General features: G+C 64.7%; 21 protein-coding genes and 4 pseudogenes. 11 read left to right on the plus strand and 14 right to left on the minus strand.

Features of this window, described 5'->3' with window-relative positions:
* The first annotated feature begins 18 nt into the window (after positions 1-18).
* Positions 19-294, plus strand: a complete 276-nt coding sequence (locus RTCK_RS11680) for an Atu4866 domain-containing protein (protein WP_408004539.1) — start codon at positions 19-21, stop codon at positions 292-294.
* Here the strand turns inward: RTCK_RS11680 and RTCK_RS11685 are convergent.
* The 3 genes from RTCK_RS11685 to RTCK_RS11695 form a co-directional block, all read right to left on the minus strand.
* Complete coding sequence (locus tag RTCK_RS11685; protein WP_142592924.1) at positions 291-953, minus strand: aminotransferase class IV family protein; 663 nt, start codon at positions 951-953, stop codon at positions 291-293. The genes RTCK_RS11680 and RTCK_RS11685 overlap by 4 nt on opposite strands.
* A complete protein-coding gene (locus RTCK_RS11690) occupies positions 902-2,065 on the minus strand; it encodes an aminodeoxychorismate synthase component I (RefSeq protein WP_142592925.1) in 1,164 nt (387 codons plus the stop codon). Before RTCK_RS11690 ends, RTCK_RS11685 begins: the two co-directional genes overlap by 52 nt.
* A gap of 65 nt (positions 2,066-2,130) precedes the next feature.
* Positions 2,131-3,981, minus strand: coding sequence for a M3 family oligoendopeptidase (locus RTCK_RS11695; RefSeq protein WP_142592926.1), 1,851 nt, complete (start codon positions 3,979-3,981; stop codon positions 2,131-2,133).
* Between the two features lie 156 nt (positions 3,982-4,137).
* On the opposite strand from RTCK_RS11695, the pseudogene RTCK_RS11700 reads away from it, so the two are divergent.
* The 3 genes and pseudogenes from RTCK_RS11700 to RTCK_RS11705 form a co-directional block, all read left to right on the plus strand.
* A pseudogene (locus RTCK_RS11700) lies at positions 4,138-5,331 on the plus strand (sigma-54-dependent transcriptional regulator); the annotation flags it as partial.
* Positions 5,332-5,502: 171 nt separating this feature from the next.
* A pseudogene (locus tag RTCK_RS21225) lies at positions 5,503-5,715 on the plus strand (helix-turn-helix domain-containing protein); the annotation flags it as partial.
* A gap of 189 nt (positions 5,716-5,904) precedes the next feature.
* Positions 5,905-7,689, plus strand: coding sequence for a DUF882 domain-containing protein (locus RTCK_RS11705; protein ID WP_142592928.1), 1,785 nt, complete (start codon positions 5,905-5,907; stop codon positions 7,687-7,689).
* A gap of 176 nt (positions 7,690-7,865) precedes the next feature.
* Here the strand turns inward: RTCK_RS11705 and RTCK_RS11710 are convergent, their stop codons facing one another.
* Both RTCK_RS11710 and RTCK_RS11715 read right to left on the minus strand, forming a co-directional pair.
* Positions 7,866-8,138, minus strand: a complete 273-nt coding sequence (locus tag RTCK_RS11710; RefSeq protein WP_052639299.1) for a DUF2312 domain-containing protein — start codon at positions 8,136-8,138, stop codon at positions 7,866-7,868.
* Between the two features lie 188 nt (positions 8,139-8,326).
* Positions 8,327-9,118, minus strand: coding sequence for an N-formylglutamate amidohydrolase (locus RTCK_RS11715; protein WP_142592929.1), 792 nt, complete (start codon positions 9,116-9,118; stop codon positions 8,327-8,329).
* Positions 9,119-9,386: 268 nt separating this feature from the next.
* On the opposite strand from RTCK_RS11715, the pseudogene RTCK_RS11720 reads away from it, so the two are divergent.
* Positions 9,387-9,779, plus strand: a pseudogene (locus RTCK_RS11720) (DUF1036 domain-containing protein); the annotation flags it as partial.
* Positions 9,779-11,218 carry a pyruvate kinase gene (pyk, locus tag RTCK_RS11725; protein WP_142592930.1) on the plus strand — a complete coding sequence of 480 codons (1,440 nt, stop codon included), beginning with the start codon at positions 9,779-9,781 and terminating at the stop codon, positions 11,216-11,218. The pseudogene RTCK_RS11720 and the gene pyk, both read left to right, overlap by 1 nt.
* A 42-nt stretch (positions 11,219-11,260) precedes the next feature.
* Here the strand turns inward: pyk and RTCK_RS11730 are convergent.
* From RTCK_RS11730 to RTCK_RS11755, 6 genes and pseudogenes are all read right to left on the minus strand, one after another.
* Positions 11,261-12,257, minus strand: a pseudogene (locus RTCK_RS11730) (alpha/beta fold hydrolase).
* A gap of 10 nt (positions 12,258-12,267) precedes the next feature.
* Positions 12,268-12,858 (minus strand): tetratricopeptide repeat protein, encoded by a 591-nt coding sequence (locus RTCK_RS11735; RefSeq protein ID WP_142592931.1) that lies wholly within the window; start codon positions 12,856-12,858, stop codon positions 12,268-12,270.
* Positions 12,859-12,952: 94 nt separating this feature from the next.
* Positions 12,953-13,078: a type B 50S ribosomal protein L36 gene (gene ykgO, locus RTCK_RS11740; protein ID WP_006726873.1), complete on the minus strand. Its 126-nt coding sequence runs from the start codon at positions 13,076-13,078 to the stop codon at positions 12,953-12,955.
* A gap of 129 nt (positions 13,079-13,207) precedes the next feature.
* Positions 13,208-14,287, minus strand: coding sequence for a 5-(carboxyamino)imidazole ribonucleotide synthase (locus RTCK_RS11745; RefSeq protein ID WP_142592932.1), 1,080 nt, complete (start codon positions 14,285-14,287; stop codon positions 13,208-13,210).
* Positions 14,287-14,784, minus strand: a complete 498-nt coding sequence (gene purE, locus RTCK_RS11750; protein ID WP_142592933.1) for a 5-(carboxyamino)imidazole ribonucleotide mutase — start codon at positions 14,782-14,784, stop codon at positions 14,287-14,289. Before purE ends, RTCK_RS11745 begins: the two co-directional genes overlap by 1 nt.
* A 13-nt stretch (positions 14,785-14,797) precedes the next feature.
* Entirely contained in the window at positions 14,798-15,001 is a 204-nt protein-coding gene (locus RTCK_RS11755; protein ID WP_142519821.1) for a YdcH family protein, read from the minus strand.
* Between the two features lie 231 nt (positions 15,002-15,232).
* Between RTCK_RS11755 and RTCK_RS11760 the strand changes: the two genes are divergently transcribed.
* Positions 15,233-15,409 carry a YdcH family protein gene (locus RTCK_RS11760; protein ID WP_142519822.1) on the plus strand — a complete coding sequence of 59 codons (177 nt, stop codon included), beginning with the start codon at positions 15,233-15,235 and terminating at the stop codon, positions 15,407-15,409.
* 107 nt (positions 15,410-15,516) lie between these two features.
* Here the strand turns inward: RTCK_RS11760 and RTCK_RS11765 are convergent, their stop codons facing one another.
* Positions 15,517-15,777 (minus strand): ArsR/SmtB family transcription factor, encoded by a 261-nt coding sequence (locus RTCK_RS11765; RefSeq protein WP_142519823.1) that lies wholly within the window; start codon positions 15,775-15,777, stop codon positions 15,517-15,519.
* A gap of 76 nt (positions 15,778-15,853) precedes the next feature.
* Positions 15,854-16,615, minus strand: a complete 762-nt coding sequence (locus tag RTCK_RS11770) for a sulfite exporter TauE/SafE family protein (RefSeq protein ID WP_142592934.1) — start codon at positions 16,613-16,615, stop codon at positions 15,854-15,856.
* Positions 16,616-16,709: 94 nt separating this feature from the next.
* On the opposite strand from RTCK_RS11770, the gene RTCK_RS11775 reads away from it, so the two are divergent.
* Both RTCK_RS11775 and RTCK_RS11780 read left to right on the plus strand, forming a co-directional pair.
* Complete coding sequence (locus RTCK_RS11775; RefSeq protein WP_142519825.1) at positions 16,710-17,363, plus strand: thiamine phosphate synthase; 654 nt, start codon at positions 16,710-16,712, stop codon at positions 17,361-17,363.
* A 77-nt stretch (positions 17,364-17,440) separates the two neighbouring features.
* The gene (locus RTCK_RS11780) at positions 17,441-18,475 is read left to right on the plus strand and encodes a tetratricopeptide repeat protein (RefSeq protein WP_235988688.1); all 1,035 of its coding nucleotides are present in this window, start codon (positions 17,441-17,443) and stop codon (positions 18,473-18,475) included.
* On the opposite strand, the gene RTCK_RS11785 is transcribed toward RTCK_RS11780, so the two are convergent.
* On the minus strand, positions 18,476-18,814 hold the full coding sequence (locus tag RTCK_RS11785) for an SdpI family protein (RefSeq protein WP_142592935.1): 339 nt from the start codon (positions 18,812-18,814) through the stop codon (positions 18,476-18,478).
* Between the two features lie 198 nt (positions 18,815-19,012).
* Here RTCK_RS11785 and RTCK_RS11790 point away from each other — a divergent pair, with 198 nt between their 5' ends.
* Positions 19,013-19,813 (plus strand): inositol monophosphatase family protein, encoded by an 801-nt coding sequence (locus RTCK_RS11790; protein WP_142519827.1) that lies wholly within the window; start codon positions 19,013-19,015, stop codon positions 19,811-19,813.
* 102 nt (positions 19,814-19,915) lie between these two features.
* Complete coding sequence (locus RTCK_RS11795; RefSeq protein WP_142519828.1) at positions 19,916-20,962, plus strand: flagellar motor protein MotA; 1,047 nt, start codon at positions 19,916-19,918, stop codon at positions 20,960-20,962.

Raw genomic sequence — 20,962 nt, forward strand, 5'->3', positions numbered from 1 at the left:
GCGGCACTCAATACCGCAATCGCAGAGGATCAGATGACCGATCAGGCTGAGAAACAGGCCCACCCCTATGTCGGCATGTGGGTGACGGACGACGGGCACATACGCCACGAGCTCCTGCCGAACGGCCGCTATGACGAAGCCCGCGGCACGCGCGAAAGCGCCTATCAGGGCCGTTACGTCGTCACCGGAAACCACATCGATTACTGGGACGATACCGGCTTCACCGCCGACGGGGAGTTCGTGGACGGCGACACGCTGCACCATGCAGGCATGATCCTGCGGCGGAAGCGCTAGCCCGCTTCCAGCAGCACCGCCGGGATCAATCCGCGCAGCGCATTCCCCACGAAGAGCCGGCGGTTCAAGAGAGCCGCCGGCTTCAGCACCATGGAGCGCGCCTTGCCCTCGCGGATCAGTTCGGCCCGCAGGATGCCGGGGAGAAGCCCGCTGGAGATGGCCGGCGTGAGGAGGATACCGTCCTCGCCCTCGACGAAGAGGTTGGTGATGGTGCCCTCGCACACATCGCCGCGTTCATTCAGGAGAAGGACCTCGTCTGCCTCCTCGGAGGAGAATTCGGCGCGGGCGGTTTCATACAGATCGCGTCGGGTCGTCTTGTGCCGGAGGAAGGCGTCGTCGGACGACAATTTTTGCCCGGCGATGCGCAGCCTCCAGACCTTGCCTTCCGGTTCCGGCCGGAAGGGCGCGGTGGTGACTTCCGTCCTGCCGCGATAGCTGACCGACAGGCGGACCCGCAACGGTTCATCGCCACCGACGGCAAGCTTGAGTGCCATGGCGGGATCGGCAGGCGGCAGAAAGCCCAGGGCATCGATCGAACGGTTCAGGCGGCGCAGGTGCTGATCGAGGCGCAGGAAGCCCTGCTCGGGTTCCCAGCGCAGCGTTTCGATCAGTGCGAGATCGCCTGTTTGCCGACTGCGAACTGCGCTTTTAGAAGGCATTCTTCATATTCCGCCTCGGCCGTCGAATCGAACACGATCCCCCCGCCGACATTGAAGACGGCCCGGCCGTCGTTGAAAAGGGCAAGCGTGCGGATGGCGACGGAAAATTGCATGGGGCCGGCCGGATCGCACCAGCCGATGGCGCCGCAATAGAGATCCCGCGGTCCCGCTTCCAGGTCGTGGAGGATCTTCATCGCCCACATCTTCGGAGCGCCGGTGATGGAGCCACAGGGGAAGAGGGCGGCCATGATCTCCGGCAGGCCGGCGGTTGGCAGCAGCTTCGCCCGCACATGGCTCACCATCTGGTGAACGGTCGGATAGCTCTCGATGGCGAAGAGCTTCGGGACGGTGAGCGTGCCGACTTCGCTGACGAGCGAGATGTCGTTGCGCAGGAGATCGACGATCATCCGGTTTTCGGCCTGCGTCTTCTCGTCGGCAAGCATGGCGGCGACGATCGCTGCGTCCTCTTCGGGAGTGGCACCCCGCGGCGCCGTTCCCTTCATCGGGTGGGTCTCGATGAAGCGGTCCTCGTCGACGCGGAAGAAGAGCTCGGGCGAGCGCGACAGGATGACGGGGCCGCCGCCGAGATCGACCAGCGCGCCGTAATGCACCGGCTGGCGTGACACGAGCGACCAGAAGGCCGCGTGCGGATCGCCGCTCCAGCGGGCGGTGACCGGCATCGTCAGGTTCGCCTGGTAGATGTCGCCGCGGCGCAGGTGCTCGTGCAGCCGGTCGAAGCGGGTGCGGTAGGCTGCGAAATCCCAGGCGGCGCGGGGGTCGGACAGAAGCGGCTGCCGTTCTCCGGACCGGGGCGGAGCGGCGAGGGGATGCCCATCGGGTGCCGGGGCATCGAAGACACCCATCGCCAACAGCGGCGTCTCCCGGTCATCGACGATCAGAGGCCTCAGCTTCTCCTCGAACACGAAGCCCGCCTCGTAGGAGAGATAGCCGGCGAGCCAGTAACCCTCTCGGCGCGCCTGTTCGAGCCGGGTCAGCGCCGGCAGCACGTGGTTCGCGGCGCGGGCGATGACGATCTCACGCGGCGCGCGGAACAGGCGGCTTTGCGACCGCTTGTCGTCGCGGAAGAGGACGTAGGGGCTGTGCTTCGTCATTTTACCGCTTATCGCTCAACCCCGTTGCCCACCCCCTGACCACTGCTCGGTGGGGGAGGGTAGGCTCACGCCTTGTCCAAAGCCTCCAGCTCATCGATCAGGCCCTCGATCATCGAGAGACCTTTCGACCAGAAGGACGGATCGGTGGCATCGAGGCCGAAGGGCTTCAGCAGTTCCGAATGGTGTTTGGTACCGCCGGCCTTCAGGAGTTCGAAGTACTTCTGCTGGAAGCCCGGCTCGGCGTTGCGGTAGACGGCATAGAGCGAGTTCACCAGGCAGTCGCCGAAGGCATAGGCATAGACGTAGAAGGGTGAGTGGATGAAGTGGGGGATATAGGCCCACCACGTCTCGTAGCCTTCCGAGATGCGGATCGCGGGACCGAGGCTTTCGGACTGGACCGAGAGCCATAGTTCGCCGATCTGCTCGGCGGTCAGTTCGCCTTCCTTGCGTGCCGTGTGAAGCTTGCGCTCGAACTCGTAGAAGGCGATCTGGCGGACGACCGTGTTGATCATGTCCTCGACCTTCTGGGCGAGCATGGCCTTGCGCTCGCCGCTGTCCTTCGTCTTGTCGAGGAGGGCGCGGAAAGTCAGCATTTCGCCGAAGACGGAGGCGGTTTCGGCAAGGGTCAGGGGTGTCTGCGCCATCAGCGCCCCCTGTTCTCCGGCCAGAACCTGGTGCACGCCGTGGCCCAGTTCATGGGCGAGGGTCATGACGTCGCGCGGCTTGCCCATGTAATTGACGAGCACGTAGGGATGCGCGGAGGGGACCGTCGGATGGGCGAAGGCGCCGGGCGCCTTGCCGGGACGGACGGGTGCGTCGATCCACTCCTCGTCGAAGAAGCGACGGGCAATGTCGGCCATCTCTGGTGCGAAGCCGGCATAGGCCGAGAGCACCGTTTCCTTCGCGTCCGGCCACGAAATCAGCGCCTTCGGTGTTTCCGGCAAGGGCGCATTGCGGTCCCAGAAGTTCATCTCGTCCATGCCGAGCCACTTCGCCTTCATCCGGTAGTAGCGGTGCGACAGGCGAGGGTAGGCTTCCTTCACGGCGGCCGCGAGCGCATCGACCACTTCGCGTTCCACCCGGTTTGCGAGGTGGCGACTGTCGGCGATGTCCTCGAAGCCGCGCCAGCGGTCGGAAATCTCCTTGTCCTTGGCGAGCGTATTGGTGATCAGCGTAAAGACGCGGATGTTCTGCTGGAAGGTCTTCGAGAGGGCCTGTGCCGCCTTGCGGCGAACCTCCTCCTCCGGTTCCTGCAGCATGTTGAGGGCGATCTCCAGGGGCAGCTTCTCGCCGTCGATCTCGAATCGAAGCTCGGCCATGGTCTCGTCGAACAGGCGGTTGAAGGCGGCCGCGCTGGTCATCGATTTTTCGAGGAAAAGCTGCTCCAGCCTGTCGTCGAGCTGGAAGGGCTTGTCCTTGCGCAGGTCGACGATCCAGGGGCGGTAGTGGGCCGCCTGCGGGTCGCGGTCCATCGCCGTGTCCACCAGCGCATCATCCAGCCGGTTGAGTTCAAGGCCGAAGAACAGGAGGTGCGCCGACAGGTCGGTCAGCTTCGACTGCACGTCCCCATAGAACTTGCCGTTCGCAGGGTTGGAGGTATTGGAGAAATAGGTGAGGCCGGCGAAGGAGCCGATCTTTCCGAGCAGGTCCTCCAAGGCCTCGTAGTCGGACAGCGCCTGCCCCAGACCCTCGGCGCCGGTCTTCGTCGCGGCGTCTGCTAGCCTGCCCTTCCACCTGGTTTCGAACGCTTTCGAAAGCGTGGTGGCCCGCTCCAGGTCCGACTTGAACTCGGGGGCATCGCGCGAGGGGTAGAGGTCGGCAAGCTTCCAGACGGGAAGCAGCCCCAGGGCGGGATCCGCGGCGGCATGTTCGGCGGCAGCTTGCGCAACCAGCTTGGCAGTATGGGGCAGGAGCATCGACCGTCTTCCTTCTCGTTCCTCGTCCGCCCTGTTTTCCGTGCCGGCCGTTAAAATGCAAGCCTTTCTCAAAAGACGATGTTCAAGCCTTTCTGGCACAACCACCGGCGTAGAACGCCCAAACCGGGACATTATGAATGATGTCAGGAGCCGAGCATGATTGCCCAAATCCTTGTAGTCGATGACGACCCCGTGCAGCGCCGCCTTCTCAAGAACGCGCTGGAACGCCATGGTCATATGGTCCATCTCGCCGAGAACGGCCTGGTCGGACTGGAGTTCCTGAAGCACGGCGGCGACCAGATCAACGTGATCGTGCTGGACCTGATGATGCCGGAACTCGACGGTCTGACCTTCCTCAAGGCCATCAGGGAGAAGGGTATCGAAACTCCGGTCATCGTGCAGACGGGGCAGGGCGGCATCGAGACGGTGGTCGAGGCAATGCGGGCCGGCGCCTTCGACTTCGTCGTCAAGCCGGTCTCGCCCGAACGCATCGCCTCCTCGGTCGCCAACGCGCTGACCGTCGACCGACGGGAAGGCCGCAGCAAGACCGCCCGCCGATCGCGCAGCGGTTCGGCGACGTTCAGCGACATCGTCTCGGCGAGCCAGGAAATGCAGCGGGTCATCGACCTGGCGCAACGTGCGGCGCAATCATCCATTCCAGTCGTGCTGGAGGGCGAATCGGGCGTCGGCAAGGAAATGGTCGCCCGTGCGATCCAGTCGGCCAGCGACAGGTCCGGCAAGCCGTTCATTACCGTCAACTGCGGTGCCATCCCGGAAAATCTTGTGGAAAGCGTCCTGTTCGGCCATGAGAAGGGGGCGTTCACAGGCGCCACCGAACGGCACGCCGGCAAGTTCGCCGAGGCCGACGGCGGCACGCTCTTCCTCGACGAGATCGGCAATCTGCCGCTCGAAGTGCAGGTGAAGCTTCTCCGCGCCGTGCAGCAGGGCGAGATCGAAGCCGTGGGATCGGGCAAGGTTCAGAAGGTCGATGTTCGGCTGATCTCCGCGACGAACAAGGATCTCATCGAGGAGGTGCGGGAGGGCCGTTTCCGCGAGGACCTCTACTACCGCCTCAACGTGTTCCCGATCACGATCCCCGCCCTGCGTCGCCGCAAGGAGGATATCCCGCACCTGGCGCGCGTCTTCGCGGACCGGTTCTCGCACGAGCAGAAGCTTCCCCGGCCGGTGAGCGTCGGGCCGCAAGCGATGGCGCTGCTGACGGCGCATGACTGGCCCGGAAACATCCGCGAGCTCGAGAACGCCATCTTCCGCGCCGCGGTTCTTGCCCAGACGGAAGAGCTCACCGAAGCCGACTTCCCGCAAATTGCCGCACAACTGCCGGAATTCCGGTCGGACGAATTGCGGGCGGCGACGACTGCGCCCGTGGTGCTGCCGCAGGGCTCCGAAGCTCGCCGAACGGCAGCTTGGCCGGTGACGCTGCCGGTGCCGGAAGGCTTCATCGGCATACCGGTACAGCCGCCGCGTCCAGACCCGCGGGCGCTTCTGGCGGCAGCCTATCCCGCGTCCGCCAACGTGATCGCCAGCACGGACAGCTCCGGAGAGGTCCGCAAGCTTTCCGACGTGGAGGAGGAACTCATTCGTTTCGCTCTGAAATTCTACCGGGGGCAGATGAGCCAGGTGGCGCGCAAGCTGGGCATCGGCCGCTCGACCCTGTACCGGAAGCTGAAGGACTACGGCATCGATCCCGACAACCCGCTGAAGGAGGCGGCCTGAACGAGGGCTTATTAGAGATCGTTAACCTCCGCGCAAGGATGTTCTGTCACCCTTTGTCAATCTCTTGGTAGCGAATTGTTGACTCTGCGAGAGATGCTTGTGATTGTGTGGCAAATTTGCCATCGTCTCACCGCAATTTGACAGTCATTTACGGCAACGAGGGAAGTTGTCGACAGGACGGGGACAGCCTTGCAGGATCTGAACGGGAACGAAACGCCTCCAGGCGCCGGCAAGCGCGGCCGTACGGCCGCTTTCCTGAAGTCGTTCGTGAAGGGGGCGGCGTCGCTTGCAGCGGTGGCGTGCCTGGCCCTTCCGCTGCTTTCGGTTTCCGCAAGCCATGCCGCGGCTGAAACCCGCAGCCTCAAGCTCTACTTCATCCATACGAAGGAGCGGGCAAACATCGTCTTCAAGCGCAACGGCAAGTTCGATCCGAAGGGTCTGCAGCAGATCAACAACATGCTGCGCGACTGGCGGCGCAACGAACCGACGAAGATGGACCCGCGCCTGATCGACCTCGTCTGGGAAGTCTACCGGCGCAGCGGCGCCACCGACTACATCCATGTCGTCTCGGCCTATCGTTCCCCTACCACCAACGGCATGCTGCGTTCCCGCAGCAAGGGGGTGGCGAAGAACAGCCAGCACATGCTCGGCAAGGCGATGGACTTCTACATTCCGGGTGTGAAGCTTGCGAGGCTCAGGGCCATCGCCATGCAGATGCAGGTAGGCGGCGTCGGCTACTATCCGACCTCCGGCTCCCCCTTCGTGCATCTCGACGTCGGCGGCGTGCGCGCCTGGCCGCGCATGAGCCGCCAGGAACTGGTCAAGCTCTTCCCGAACGGCAACACCGTGCACCTGCCGGCCGACGGCAAGCCGCTGCCCGGCTACGAGGTGGCGCTGGCAAGCTACAAGAAGCGGCTGGCCTCCGGTGCGCCGATCGAGATCGCGAGTGCCTCCGGCTCCCAGAAGAAGCGTCCGAACCTGTTTGCGGCCCTTTTCGGCGGTGGCGACGAAGACGAGGATGCCGATGCGATCGCGGCACCGGCACCGTCCGAGCGTCCGGCGCCAGCAATGCCGGCGGCGCGCGCCGAGGAGCCCGTCATGGTTGCGGCCGTTGAGCCCGACGCGCTTCCGGGTGTCGAGACGATTTCCGCCCCCGTGCCGGCGTCCCGCCCGGCGTTCCGGCAGGATGGGGGTCCCGGCGGCTTGGCGACGGCGCTCTATTCGCCGACGCGCAGCACCGCGCAGGAAGCCCTGCAGGCCGCGCTGCCGGCACAGCCCGCCGCCGCGCCCGAGGCAGACGGCGAAGCGTTTGCCGACCTCCAGCAATATGCCATTCCCGTACCGACCCTGCTCGGCCCGCGCGGCCTGAACGGCGACGCCGAGGCCGGCGTGATGACGGCGTCGATCGACGGCGATCTGCCCGATACGGCGCTCGCTTCCGTGCCTCTGCCGGCTGCACGGCCTTCCGGCTCGGAAGCGCTGTTGGCAGCGGCCGATACCGATCCGGAGACGGACGGGGATCTCGGCGAACAGGAGGCGCTCACGCCGGCAGTGATCGCGGCGCTTGCTCAGAGCGGCGCCTATGTACGCTCGACGCTTGCTCCTCCTCCGGCCGCAGCAGCCAAGCCGGTCGAGGTTGCCTCCGCTCCCGCGCAGGAGAACGTTGTCTCCGTAGAAGACATGCGCTTCGGGGACGGATTCGACGCGCCCAAGTCGGTCCCCGTCCCGATGAAGGGCGGCCGTGCCGCCGCCTCCGCCAAGCAGGAGGCCGTTCCGGCGCTCACGGGCGACATGCTTGCCAGATGGGCCGTCAGCAACAACCGGGTCGCCGACGTGGCTTCGGTCAAGGCGCCGCGGGTGGTCACCCGGACGCTCAGCGGCGAATATTCGGCAGCCTATGCTTCGAGCGGCTTCAAGCCGGTCACCAGGACGGCTTCCATCGACCCCAACCGGTTCAGCCCCAAGACGCGATAGGACAGTCGTCCCACACGTCCTGTCCCCGAAGAAAGCCGCCGGTGAGGCGGCTTTTCCGTTGGTAACGATGGCATTGAAGGGCCGCGGGGCTTTGGCTCCGCGTGGAGGACGCAAAAAAACCCGCCCTGCGGCGGGTTCTGGCGGTGGGCTTTGAATGTGATCACATCGGGGTGATTTCAGGCGGCGTCCGCCTCGGGCGCACCTTCGATCATGCCGAGCGCCTGGAGGTAGGTGTCGAGGATGAGTTCCTCCTCCATCCGCTCCTGGTCGTCCTTCTTGCGCAGAGCGATGACCTTTTTCAGGATCTTCGTGTCGAAGCCCATGGACTTGGCCTCGCCATAGACGTCCTTGATGTCGTCGGCGATCGTCTTCTTTTCTTCTTCCAGTCTTTCGATGCGCTCGACAAATGCGCGGAGTTGGTCGCGGGCGACGCCATGAGCATCAGACATCGAGGTCTCCTGTAGTGCGGGGTTCTCAAGATTGTTCGTCACCTGCCGCGAAGGGCGGCCGAGGTCAAGCCGAATCGACGGCGGCTCGGTGATCAACAGCCTTGTTTTACGCAAATGCGGCTTTTTGATCCCCACTCCACGGCTCAGAGACCGAGGTTCACTGGCAATGGTTCCGCTTCGGGCCGGGTTCAGGTGCCGTAGGGACCGGTGCGGGAGGGGAATATCCGGTACTCGTGCAGCGAAGGGTCGCCGTTCAGCGCCGCGAACATAGGGGCAAGGCGATTTGCCCATTCAGTGATGCCCGCCTCGTCGGCGATCAGGTCCTGGCGCACCTCGAGAAGTGCATGCGGCGTGCCGGACGTCATGCAGTGCCGGTACATGGTGTCGCCGCGCAGCGCGCCGTCATAGGGCTGATTGTCGCCGATCACCAGGCTCCCGTCCCGGCGCAGCATCTCCAGAAGCGGGACGACCGCCCGATGGTCGCTGTCCCAGAGGACGGCGGCGTGCCAGGGCCGTGGAGCGCCCTTCCAGGCGGGCGTGAAGGAGTGGAGTGACAGGACGAGCGGTGCGCGGCCGGAGGCGCCGGCCTTCGCCAGCGTGCGTTCCACGGCGCGGTGGTAGGGACGGTGATAGGTAGCCAGCCGCCGGTTCCACTCCTCGCCGGTGATCGGATAGTTCCCGGGGATGATGGCTCCGTCGGAGATCTTCATGATCAGCGTCGGATCGTCCTCTCCCCGGTTCGGATCGATCAGCAGCCGAGAGAAACACCCGAGTACCGCCGGCACGCCGAGGCGAGCCGCCAGTTGCCGGGTAAGCCCCTCTATGCCGATGTCGAAGGCGATGTGCCGCTGGAAGGCGCTTTCAGGCAGGCCGAGGCTGCCGTATGCGGGCGGAAGCCGGTTCATGGCATGGTCGGCGAGCAACACCATTCCGGCGCCGTAATCGCCTTCTATGATTTCGAACGGAACGAAGTCCTGCATTGCGGATAGAGCGTCCTGGGCGTGCTGAACGTAGGCTCCGGTTGATCGCACGCACTCACCGAAGGTGCAAGCTCGCTCTCCGCCTCGCCGGTCCGCAGCCGGTATAATCGATTAGATCGCGTTGACTTTCCACCCCTGCCGGGCGAGAAAGTGCTTCGCGAATAACCATGGGGTCCCATCGGAAGCCGTGTCGAAATCATCCCGTCTCTCCATCACCCGTCCGCTGCAGGCCCTGCCGGCGGCCATATTCCTTGCGGCTCTCGGCATCCCGCTTTTCACCGCCGGTGCCGCCCATGCGGATTTCCGCGTCTGCAACGGAACGCAGAATCTCGTCGGAGTGGCCATCGGTTACCGGGCACAGGAAGGCTGGACGACCGAAGGCTGGTGGCAGGTTCCGGCATCGACATGCGCGACGCTGATCGAGGGCGAACTGCAGTCCCGCTACTATTATCTCTACGCCGAGGACGCCGCGCGGGGCGGCCGCTGGACGGGTGAAGTCAACATGTGCGTCGCCGAGAACGAGTTCAAGATCGTCGGCGTCGAGGACTGCTTCGCCCGCGGCTATCAGCGCATGGGTTTCAAGGAATACGATACGGGGCGGCAGGGAAGCTGGATGGTGCAGCTCTCCGATGCTCCGAGCACGCAGGAAGGCCGGAATTGATGAAGCGCAACCGCAAAGTGAAGATCCTCGCGACCCTGGGTCCGGCCTCTTCCGAAGAGGAGATGATCCAGAAGCTGCACGAGGCGGGCGCCGATCTCTTCCGCATCAACATGAGCCATGCCAGCCACGACACGATGCGCATGCTCATCCAGCGCATCCGGGCGGTCGAGAAGCGCTGCGGCCGCCCGATCGGCATTCTCGCGGACCTGCAGGGACCGAAGCTCCGCGTCGGGAAATTCGCGGAGACGAAGGTCGCGCTGACCCCAGGCCAGACATTCACCCTGGACGACAAGGACGAGCCGGGCGACGACAAGCGCGTGTTCCTGCCGCATCCGGAGATCCTTTCGGCCGTGAAGCCCGGCGACCGGCTGCTGATCGACGACGGCAAGCTGCTGCTGCGCGCCGAGAAGGCCGACGGCAGGAAGATCGTCTGCACGGTCGTCTCCGGCAACAAGATTTCCGACAGGAAGGGCATCAGCCTGCCCGACACGCTGCTGCCGGTCGGCGTGCTGACGGACAAGGACCGGGCGGATCTCGACGCGGTGCTTGCGACCGGCGAGGTGGACTGGGTGGCGCTGTCTTTCGTGCAGCGCCCGGAAGACCTCGCGGAGGTCCGCAAGATCGCCCGTGGCCGGGTCGGGCTGATGTCGAAGATCGAGAAGCCGCAGGCGATCGAGCGCATCGAGGAGATCATCGAGCTTTCGGACGCCCTGATGGTGGCCCGCGGCGACCTCGGCGTGGAAATGCCGCTCGAATCGGTACCGGGCCTGCAGAAGCAGTTGACCCGCGCCTGCCGTCGCGCCGGCAAGCCGGTGGTGGTGGCGACGCAGATGCTGGAATCGATGATCACCGCTCCGGTGCCGACGCGTGCCGAAGTGTCAGACGTCGCCACGGCCGTCTTCGAAGGTGCCGATGCCGTGATGCTGTCGGCCGAATCGGCTTCAGGGGAATATCCGGTCGAGGCCGTCGCCACCATGGCTTCGGTCGCCAGCACCGTCGAGCAGGATCCCTACTACTCGAACATTATCTATGCGCAGCGGCCGACGCCGGAAGCAACCGGTGCGGATGCGATATCACTGGCGGCGCGGCAGATCGCGGAGACGCTGCGGCTGTCGGCCATCGTCACCTATACGTCCTCCGGCAATACCGGACTGCGCGCCTCCCGCGAGCGGCCGCAGGTGCCGATATTGGCGCTTTCTCCCATCATCCAGACGGCTCGCCGTCTTTCCGTTTGCTGGGGCCTCCACTGCGTGGTGACCCACGATGCGGAGGATCTCGACGACATGGTGAACCGTGCCTGCCGCATCGTCGTGAGCGAAGGCTTCGGCAAGCCCGGCGACCGGATCATCATCTCCGCCGGCGTTCCGCTCGGCACGCCGGGCGCCACGAACATGCTGCGCATCGCCTATATCGGGGCGGACGGACAGAGCGGCATCTGACGGGGACGAGGCGCGTCCGGATCACGAGCCGCGCCCGCGGCGTCAAGGAGGCCGCAGGCGCGCCTCGGCGGCACGGGCCATGACCCCCAGATCCCGTTCGTAGCCCGCGAGCTTTTCCAGCGCCGCCACGGCAATCTCGGTCACCACATAGTCCGGCTTGTGGCCGAGATTGTCGATCCACAGCAGTTCCGCATGGGCGATGTCGCGCTTCAGGCCGCGCGAATGGATCTCCTCGGCGACGATGGCGTCCCGGTTGCCGGTGATGATGATCGTCGGAGCTGTGATCGACCGGTACTGCGGCGCCACCCGCTTCACGTATTCGTTGAGGTTGGCCACGTCGATCGCGTTGTTGCGGAAGTTCTGCGGGCGCAGGACGAGTGCCGGAGCTCCCTCCGTCACGTATTTTTCCGGCCGCGGATTGGGATGGAAGACGGCATGGGTAGCGCCTTCCAGGCGGGTGAGGCCCGCCGGCAGCGCGACGAGGCGGCTGAAGAGCCAGCCGATATAGGGCATCTTTGCCAGACGGTAGTACCAGTCGATCCCGCCGGGCCAAGGATGGGTCGCCGGTGCGAGAAAGAGCAGGCCTGCGGTCTTCTGCGGGTGGCGGAGCGCGAAGCTTGCCGCAATGGCACCGCCGAAGGAGTGCCCTACGATAATGGCCCGTTCCAGCCCCCGCTTCTCCATGAGGCGGGCGATGGCATCGGCCTGGCCGTCGGGCCAGGCGTTTCGCCCGTCGCCGCGCTCGGAATATCCATGGCCGGGGCGGTCAACAAAGAGAAGGTCGGCCCGGCCTTCCAGTCTCGCCCGGAAGGCGGTCTCCTGATCGCGCAGATTGCCGCTCGCGCCGTGGATGAAGACGACCGGCGGCAGGTCGCCCGTCCGGCCGGCGAGGGACGAGGAGGGAATTCATCCGGAAGCCGCCGACGTCGATCAGTTCACCGTGGTTCGGGAAGGCGCGTTCGATGGCGCGCGCTTTCCAGGCGGAGAAGCCGAAGGCCGCCGCGAAAAGTCCGGCGATGACGAGAGGAAAGGCGATCATGAATGAGGGATCAGGTGCGGCTGCCGGCGATCTTCTCGGAAAGTTCGGTGGCCGCCTCCTGCGCATCCCTGTCGGCCGGATATATCTCCAGGTAACGTTCCCAGGCCTTCAGGGCCAGTTCGTCCTGGCCGTTGCCCGCCAGTATTTCCGCCAGGCCCGACAGGGCGCCGAAGTGGCGTGGCTCGCGGATCAGCACCTGGTTGATGTCGGCCATTGCCTTGCGGCGGTCGCCCATGGTGAAGTGAAGGCCGGCGCGGCGGTTCCATGCCTCGGCATAATCCGGCTTGAGCACAGTGACCTGATCCAGGAAGTCGAGGGCTGCGGCATTGCGCTTCTCGCTGACCGCCGTTGCCGCCCACTGCATCAGCAGGTCGACCGTCGCGCTGCCCGAATCGCTCCATTCGGAGAGGATCTGGCTGGCGATGCCGCGTGCCTTTTCAGGATCGCGCTCGCGCTTCAACGATTCGAACAGGGAGGCGAGTGCATCCTGGGGCTCGGCTGGAGCGGCCTGCACAGGAGGCGTCTCAGGCTCCTGTGCGAATGCCACGGGAGCAGCCATCAGGGCTGCAAGGATCAGGAGGCTGAAACGGAAACGGCGCATGCGGAATATGTAATCCGCATGCGCCGAACTTCAAACCCGTTTATTCGCTTGCGCGACAATGTGAACGGCAGCTGCTTGCCGCCCTTCGCGCCGATCAGCCCTGGCGGGCCTTGAAGCGGGGGTTCTGCTTGTTGATGATGTAAATGCGACCCTTGCGGCGAACCAGGCGGTTGTCGCGATGGCGGGCCTTCAGCGCTTTCAGCGAATTCTTGATCTTCATTGTTCTCGTCCGCAGGTTTACGAGCGTTTTGGCCCGCTTGTCATTTCAATCAAAAGCGCGCCGCTTTTTCCCGGGAAGAAGGGCGCGCTTTCAAGGTTGGCGTGCAGATAACCCGAGGCTCGCCGCCTGTCAACCATTCCGCTGCTTTTTGGGGCCCGTGAGTTGCGTCACGTGGCCCATCTTGCGCCCCGCGCGGGCTTCCGTCTTGCCGTAGAGATGGACGAGGACATCCTGCTTCCGCAGCCAATCGGGAACGTCCTGGATGTCGTCGCCGATGAGATTCGTCATCACGCAGTCCGAATGGCGTTGCGGATTGCCGAGCACGAGGCCGGTCACCGCGCGGATATGCTGCTCGAACTGCGAGATGACGCAGGCGGTTTCGGTCCAGTGGCCGGTGTTGTGGACGCGAGGGGCAATTTCGTTGGCGACCAGGCTGCCATCCGGGAGGACGAAGAACTCGATGCCGATCACGCCGACGTAATCCAGTGCCTCCAGGAGCTTGCGCGCGGCGTTGCGTGCAAGCTCCGCCGTCGGGTCCGGAATCCGGGCGGGAAGCGTCGAGGTGTGCAGGATGCCGTGCCTGTGGACATTCTCGGCCGGGTCATAGCATTCCACCGTGCCGTCCCTGCCGCGGGCGGCGATGATCGAGATTTCCCGCTCGAAGGGGACGAAGCTCTCGAGAACCATCGGTACGCGGCCGAGGGCATCGAACGCTCCCGCTGGATCGTCCTGTTGCGAGCGGAAGACCCGCTGGCCCTTGCCGTCATAGCCGAGGCGGCGGGTCTTCAGCACACCGCAGTCGCGGAACTCCGCCAGCGCCCTTTCCAGATCCTGCTGGCTGTCGACTGCGCGGAAGTCCGCCGTGGCGATGCCGCAGCCATTGAGGAAACGCTTTTCCGCCAGCCGGTCCTGGGCGACCTCAAGCGCCTTCGGCGGGGGATAGACCGGTACCGTCCGCTGAAGCTGCTCGGCGGCGCCAACCGGAACGTTCTCGAATTCATAGGTGACGACCGCACAGGCACGCGCCAGGGAATCGAGCGCATCCGGATCGTCATAGGCGGCGACGATCTGCTCGCTGGCGACCTGGGCGGCGGGGCAGTCCGACTGCGGTTCCAGGATGATGGTGCGGAAGTTCAGGCGCGCGGCCGCCATGGCCAGCATGCGTCCCAGTTGTCCGCCGCCGATGATGCCGATCGTGGTTACCGTCATCAGCCTTCGTCCAGCGGGTATTCGGCGACTGCGGCCGACTGGTCCGCCCGCCACTCGTCCAGCCGGTCGGCCAGGTCCTCGTCTGCAAGGGCCAGCACCGCGGCCGCCAGAAGGGCGGCGTTCACTGCACCCGCTTTGCCGATCGCAAGCGTCCCCACCGGTATTCCGGCCGGCATCTGGACGATCGAAAGGAGGCTGTCCTGCCCAGATAGCGCCTTGGACTGCACCGGAACGCCGAAGACCGGCAGCGGCGTCATCGCCGCAGTCATGCCCGGAAGGTGAGCCGCACCGCCGGCACCGGCGATGATCACCTTGAAGCCTTCGTCGCGGGCACCCTTGGCGAAGCTGACGAGGCGGTCGGGCGTGCGGTGGGCGGAAATGATCCTGGCCTCGTAGCCGACATCGAGCAGGTCGAGCATGTCGGCGGCATTCTTCATGGTTTCCCAGTCCGACTGGCTTCCCATGATGATGGCGACGGCGGGTCGTTCGGAGGTCATCATTTCCCCTCTCTCATGCGATGATATCGGGAAGGATCTGGTCCTCGAGCTGGGTGATCTTGTCCTTGATCGCCAGCTTCTTCTTCTTCATGCGCTGGATGCGCAGCGCCTCGCTGCCGACCTGGATCATCGCGTTGATCGCGGCATCGTAATCCTCGTGCTCCTGGCGGAGCCTCGCAAGTGCCAGCCGAATATCCGCCTGTTCCTGGTCCGCCATTGCCACTGTCCCCATTCCAATCAAACCTGTGCCCGATCACCGGTAATGTGCGCAAGCTCCTACCACCAAACGGCATTGACTGGAAGTTATGCACGGTCACGAATTTGCCGCGGTCAAGCCACGTTTTCACCTTCGACAAAGTCTGCCGAACATGTCACAATTCCTTTGTAAACCTGAAGCCTCCGGCTCAAAGGGATGGCCGGGGCAGGTTGCCCAAGGAGGACATGCCGCATGACCATTCAGGCTCATATTGCATCGCTTGAAAAGAAGCATGGTGCTCTCGAAGAGGAGCTCCAGAGCGTTCTTGCGTCTCCCTCGGCTGACGATCGGGAAATTGCGGAGATCAAGCGCCGCAAGCTTCGTCTCAAGGACGAACTGCAACGTCTGAAGGCGTCTACGCGCCACTAAAACCTTCAAAGGAGAATCTGCGGCCGCTGCCCGTGGCGTAGGTCCGGGCCATCAGGCGGCACCGAAAATCACCACCCAAGCAGAACCTGGTCGTGATTCCGCAGGGGTCACGACCAGAACTGGTCCAGCCAGAGGTTCATTTTGTCGAACCCTCTTTTGTTCACGGAATAGATCCTGCGCGTGCCCGACGCGCTGACCGTGACGAGATTGCAATCCAGCAAAGCCTTCAGATGCTGCGAGACCGCCGGCCGGCTGATCGGTAGGCCCGCCGCCAGTTCGCTCACGGTCTTCGGCGCACGCCGAAGCTCCTCCAGGAGATGGCGGCGGTGGGGATCAGCGATCGCGGCGAAGGGATCGGTGCTGGTCATGAAGGGAGGCTAGCTGAAGCGCCGGATACTGGCAATCTGATTGTGCACTGCGAAAGACGTGTCCTCCGCCCGTTCTTTACACAACGGAATCCCACAGGAGCTTCAGGCCGGTCACAAGGGCGAGGCTATAGGTCAGCGGATAGAAGACCTCCGTCCTCAGGTGCCGGATGATCCATGCGCCCATCATGGTTGCGACGAGCGCCACCGGAAACAGGGTCGCCGAGGTCACGAGGTTTTCCGCGTCAAGCGCTCCCAGCGCGAAATAGGGGATCAGCTTCACCGCATTGACGATGGCGAAGAAGCGGACGCTTGCGCCCGTATAGGAGCGCGGATCGAGTTTCAGCGGCAGGACATAGATCTGGAACGGCGGTCCGCCGGCGTGGGCGACGAAACTGGCATAGCCCGACAGGGTGCCCCAGAAGGTGGCGCGCACCGGGCGCTGGGGCTGTGGCGGCTGCTCGCCTCCCGACCGCGGGCCGTAGACCTGGTAAAAATACCGGACGGCGAACAGGATGGTGGACACGGCGATGACGAATTTCAGGGCATTCGGTGAAACCTGGGCGGAGGTCGCCCAGCCGAGGGCGATGCCGAGCATTCCGCCCGGCAGGATCACCAACAGCGTGCGGCGATCGTTGTCATGGCGCCACGCCCAGAGCGCGACGATGTCCATGACGATCAGGATCGGCAGGAAGATGGCCGCCGCCTGCAGCGGATCGACGACCAGCGCCAGGATCGGCACGCCCATCAGTGCGAAAGCACCCCCGAGACCGCCCTTGGAAAGACCGACGAGCAGGACGGCAGGGATCGCCGCGGCGAAGAAGGCGAGATCGAGTATCATGGGAGGCAGTTGATCCAGGTATCGGTCCGGTCTATCGAACGGGGAGGAAGAGCGAGCTCTACTCGTCTCACAAATCCGCCGGACAGGAAACAGCATGACCGACGTCGAGAACCGTTGCCGCCTCGTTTTGATCCTGCCGCCGGGGGATGACGAGCAGATCCTGTCGGACCGGCTGGAGGCGGCCCTCGCCGGCGGCGACGTGGCCACCGTGATCGTGCCGCAGTATGACCGCAACGACGGCCAGTTCCAGTCGCTAGCCGAGCGGCTGGTGCCGATCATCCAGAATGCCGGCGCGGCCGCGCTTCTTTCGGGCGACAGCCGCGTCGCGGGCAGGGCCAAGGCCGACGGCCTGCACATGCAGTCCAGCCTCCAAGATCTCGAAGACGCGATCACCAAGTTCACGCCGAAGATGATCGTCGGAGCGGGCGGCGCGACGGAACGGCACAAGGCCCTGGAAATCGGCGAACTCCAGCCGGACTACATCTTCTTCGGCAAGTTCGACGGCGACATCAAGCCGGAGCCGCATCCGAAGAACCTGGCGCTTGCAGAATGGTGGGCTTCCATGGTCGAGATTCCGTGCATCGTGATGGGGGGCAACGAGGTTGCATCGGTCCCCCCGGCCGCGGAAACGGGCGCGGAATTCGTCGCGCTGCGCGATGCCGTGTTCAACCATGCCGATGGTCCTGAGAGAGCGGTGGCTGAAGCCAACCGCCTGCTTGACGAAAAAGCGCCACGGTTTGACGCTTGATGGGCCGCATGCGCTCCTTCCGATCCTCTTCGCTTCCGGCCAGGATGATGCTCGTGACCGCCCTTGCCGCGGGCACGATGGCTGCCGACGTGTCCGCCCAGCAGGGGCAGCGGGCGATGACGCGCCCGGTCGAGCCGGACGCGCAACCGATGAAGAAGGGCAGGGTGGCAGAGGACGCAAGCGAGCAACCGGAGGGCATCGTGCCATCGGGCGGCGTCGATCTCTACCGGCGCATGGGCGCCGCTCTTCCACCGGCCCCGGCGGAGAAACCCTATGAGGGCCCGATAGACGAAGCCTTCGGCGCCTACCAGAGGGGCCTCTACGTCACGGCGCTGGCAAAGGCGCTGCCGCGGGCCGAGGCGGGCGACGCCGCCGCGCAAACGCTGGTGGCCGAGATGATGACCAAGGGCCTGGGCATCAAGCGGGATCCGAAGGCGGCCGCGTTCTGGTACGGGCAGGCGGCGGAGCGGGGCGATCCGGCCGCCATGTTCCAGTATGCCCTGCTGCTGATGACCGGCCGCCATGTCGAGCGCGACAAGGCGAAGGCCGACGAGTTCATGCGCAAGGCGGCCGAGGCGGGCAATTCCTCGGCGCAGTTCAACTGGGCGCAGATCCTTGTTTCGGACAATCCCGGAGAGAAGGGATTGAAGCTTGCTCTGCCGTTCTATGAGAAGGCGGCGGAGCAGGGACTGGCGGATGCCCAGTATGCCGTCGCGCAGCTCTACGTGGCGATAGAGGACGTCCCCCAGGATAAGAAGGTGCAGGCCCGGACCTGGCTCCTGCGCGCCGCCAGGGCCGGATACGATACCGCCCAGCTCGACCTCGGCCTTTGGCTGGTGAACGGGGTCGGCGGCGAGCGGGATTATGAGGAAGGATTCCAGTGGATGCGGGTTGCTGCACTGCGCGGCAATGTTGTGGCGCAGAACAAGCTCGCCCATCTCTACATCAACGCACTGGGCACCCGGCCCGACCCGGTGGAGGCTGCGAAGTGGTACGTGCTGTCGCGGCGGGCGGGCCTCAACGATCCGGAGCTCGAGGACTTCTTTCTCGGTATCAACGAGGACCAGCAGAAGAAGGCGATCGAGGCCGCCAACCGGTTCCGGCGCAGTTGATCAGCCCGCCTTCGTCAGCGCGTAGCCTATCACAAGCGCATGCCCGGCCGTCAGAACCAGCAGAACGAAGAGCCAGAGGCTCCTGTAAAGGCGTGGCGAGGCCGAGGCCTTGGGATCGAAGCGCGGCGTGAAGGCGAAGATCAGCGTAGCGACGGCAGCCGCAACCGGGATGACCGACAGAGCGACCGGCGCGGGGGCATAGCGGCTCGGCGTGCCGTCCAGGCCGAAGTGAATCGCCAGATCGGCCTCTGATCCGACCATGGACCAGCCCAGAAGCGATGCCGCGGCCATCGCGGTCACGAGGACCAGGCTTGCGGCCAGCGGCATGGCGATCTTCATCCGGCTCTCCTTCAGCAGCAGCCCCGGCATCGATCCTTGCAAGGAGGTTGGCTCTCCGCAAGCCTCGTGCCCGGCGCATGACTTGAATTTCCCTCGTTTTTGTGGTCTTGAACCCGCCGATCACTACATTGCCCTGAAATCAAGTCCCGCGGCAGGTCACATGCGGGACAGGCTTCCGCAATCCAAGGACCCTCCCGAATGGCACGCTCCGCCCTACTCAACGTCATGGTTCAGGCTGCCCTCAAGGCCGGTAAGTCGCTGTCGCGCGACTTCGGCGAGGTGCAGAACCTGCAGGTCTCGGTGAAGGGCCCGAGCGACTTCGTCTCGCAGGCGGACCTGAAGGCGGAGAAAATCGTGCGCGACGAACTCCTCAAGGCGCGGCCGACCTACGGCTTCCTCGGGGAGGAAAGCGAGGAGATCAAGGGCACCGATGGCGCCCATCGTTGGCTGGTCGATCCCCTCGACGGCACGACGAATTTCCTGCACGGCATTCCCCAGTTCGCCGTCTCCATTGCCCTCGAACGCAATGGCGAGATCGTTGCCGGTGTCGTCTTCAACCCCGCGACCGACGAACTCTATACGGCGGAGAAGGGCGGCGGGGCATTCCTGAACGACCGCCGGCTGCGGGTCGCTGCGCGTCGCGTGCTCTCCGATTGCGTGATCGGCTGCGGCGTTCCGCATCTCGGACGCGGCAATCACGGGAAGTTCCTGGTCGAGCTTCGCCATGTCATGGGCGAGGTTGCCGGCATCCGCCGCATGGGTGCGGCGGCGCTGGATCTCGCCTATGTCGCCGCCGGACGGCTGGACGGCTTCTGGGAAACCGGCCTCTCTCCCTGGGACATGGCGGCAGGCCTGGTGCTGATCCGCGAGGCGGGCGGCTTCGTCAGCGACCTGAAGGGCGGGACGGACATGTTCGGCGAGGGCACCGTGGTCGCCGGCAACGAGCTCATCCAGAAGGCGCTGATCGAGGTGGCCAACCGGCCGGTGCCGACCCGCTGAGCCGGGCAGCCCTGCCATCTCCGGCTGCGGCGCTTCCGCACTTCAATTCGTCGCATTTTTCCACTAGCCTCCGGCAAACATTACCGGAGGCCGAGTCACGACATGGTGGATGCGAGAGTGGACGATCTGGATGAGTCGGAGACCGGGCGCGCCGGCTACAGCCACAAGCTCTCCAACCCCGTCCCCTTTCTCTGGACGATGGTCATCTTCCTGATCCTCGTCGGATTCATCGCGGCAATCCTCTACCGCCAGGCGCATAACGCCTTCATGACCAATCCGGGCCTGAACGGCTTCATTCTCGGCGTTCTCATCATAGGCATCGTGCTGGTCTTCAATCAGGTCATCAGCCTGATCCCGGAAGTGCGGTGGTTCAACTCGTTCCGGGCGGCGGGAAGCGCCGACAAGGTGGGGCGGGAGCCCCGGCTGCTGGCCCCGATGCGGGCATTGATCGGCCGGCGCCGCACCATGGCGCTCTCGACCTCATCGCAGCGGTCGATCCTGGATTCGATCGGGACACGGCTCGATGAGTCCCGCGAAATCTCACGATACCTGATCGGTCTCCTGGTCTTCCTCGGCCTGCTCGGCACCTTCTGGGGCCTGATCGGCACGATCGGCTCGATCAGCACCGTCATCCAGACGCTCGATGCGAACGGCGGGGACACCAACGATGTGCTCGCGGCGCTGAAAAGCGGGCTGACGGCGCCCCTCTCGGGCATGGGGACGGCCTTCTCGTCGTCGCTGCTCGGACTGTCCGGTTCGCTTATCCTCGGCTTCCTCGACATCCAGGCGGGGCGCGCTCAGAACCGCTTCTATACGGAACTGGAGAACTGGCTTTCCTCCGTCACGGACGTCGGCTCCGACCTATCTCCTGCGGCACATACGAGATCGACAGGGGCGCCCGAAGAACTGCGGGCGCTGACGGAGCAGATGCGCAGGCTTGCGGCCGCACAGGCGAAGTCCCACGACAGCGGTTCCAACGAGAAGGCGCTTTCCGCCATGGCTAATCTTGCCGAAGGCATCCAGGGTCTCGTCAAGAACATGCGCAACGAGCAGCAGATGCTGCGCGACTGGATCGAGGCCCAGCAGGAGGAGGCGAAGACGTTGCGCCGGACGCTCGACCGGCTTTCCGAGAAGATCGGGAGCAAGTGA

The sequence above is a fragment of the Pseudorhizobium endolithicum genome, assembly GCF_902153245.2.
GTDB lineage: Bacteria > Pseudomonadota > Alphaproteobacteria > Rhizobiales > Rhizobiaceae > Neorhizobium > Neorhizobium endolithicum.

What these genes read in the sequence shown, in the direction of transcription:
- RTCK_RS11790 (WP_142519827.1), top strand. Translation starts at nt 19,013, where the DNA reads ATGGCACGCTCCGCCCTACTCAACGTCATGGTTCAGGCTGCCCTCAAG.
- pyk (WP_142592930.1), top strand. Translation starts at nt 9,779, where the DNA reads ATGAAGCGCAACCGCAAAGTGAAGATCCTCGCGACCCTGGGTCCGGCC.
- RTCK_RS11735 (WP_142592931.1), bottom strand. Translation starts at nt 12,858, where the DNA reads ATGCGCCGTTTCCGTTTCAGCCTCCTGATCCTTGCAGCCCTGATGGCT.
- RTCK_RS11785 (WP_142592935.1), bottom strand. Translation starts at nt 18,814, where the DNA reads ATGAAGATCGCCATGCCGCTGGCCGCAAGCCTGGTCCTCGTGACCGCG.
- RTCK_RS11715 (WP_142592929.1), bottom strand. Translation starts at nt 9,118, where the DNA reads ATGCAGGACTTCGTTCCGTTCGAAATCATAGAAGGCGATTACGGCGCC.
- RTCK_RS11710 (WP_052639299.1), bottom strand. Translation starts at nt 8,138, where the DNA reads ATGTCTGATGCTCATGGCGTCGCCCGCGACCAACTCCGCGCATTTGTC.
- ykgO (WP_006726873.1), bottom strand. Translation starts at nt 13,078, where the DNA reads ATGAAGATCAAGAATTCGCTGAAAGCGCTGAAGGCCCGCCATCGCGAC.
- RTCK_RS11745 (WP_142592932.1), bottom strand. Translation starts at nt 14,287, where the DNA reads ATGACGGTAACCACGATCGGCATCATCGGCGGCGGACAACTGGGACGC.
- RTCK_RS11780 (WP_235988688.1), top strand. Translation starts at nt 17,441, where the DNA reads ATGGCTGCCGACGTGTCCGCCCAGCAGGGGCAGCGGGCGATGACGCGC.
- RTCK_RS11770 (WP_142592934.1), bottom strand. Translation starts at nt 16,615, where the DNA reads ATGATACTCGATCTCGCCTTCTTCGCCGCGGCGATCCCTGCCGTCCTG.
- purE (WP_142592933.1), bottom strand. Translation starts at nt 14,784, where the DNA reads ATGACCTCCGAACGACCCGCCGTCGCCATCATCATGGGAAGCCAGTCG.
- RTCK_RS11795 (WP_142519828.1), top strand. Translation starts at nt 19,916, where the DNA reads ATGGTGGATGCGAGAGTGGACGATCTGGATGAGTCGGAGACCGGGCGC.
- RTCK_RS11690 (WP_142592925.1), bottom strand. Translation starts at nt 2,065, where the DNA reads ATGACGAAGCACAGCCCCTACGTCCTCTTCCGCGACGACAAGCGGTCG.
- RTCK_RS11775 (WP_142519825.1), top strand. Translation starts at nt 16,710, where the DNA reads ATGACCGACGTCGAGAACCGTTGCCGCCTCGTTTTGATCCTGCCGCCG.
- RTCK_RS11765 (WP_142519823.1), bottom strand. Translation starts at nt 15,777, where the DNA reads ATGACCAGCACCGATCCCTTCGCCGCGATCGCTGATCCCCACCGCCGC.
- RTCK_RS11685 (WP_142592924.1), bottom strand. Translation starts at nt 953, where the DNA reads ATGCCTTCTAAAAGCGCAGTTCGCAGTCGGCAAACAGGCGATCTCGCA.
- RTCK_RS11695 (WP_142592926.1), bottom strand. Translation starts at nt 3,981, where the DNA reads ATGCTCCTGCCCCATACTGCCAAGCTGGTTGCGCAAGCTGCCGCCGAA.
- RTCK_RS11760 (WP_142519822.1), top strand. Translation starts at nt 15,233, where the DNA reads ATGACCATTCAGGCTCATATTGCATCGCTTGAAAAGAAGCATGGTGCT.
- RTCK_RS11755 (WP_142519821.1), bottom strand. Translation starts at nt 15,001, where the DNA reads ATGGCGGACCAGGAACAGGCGGATATTCGGCTGGCACTTGCGAGGCTC.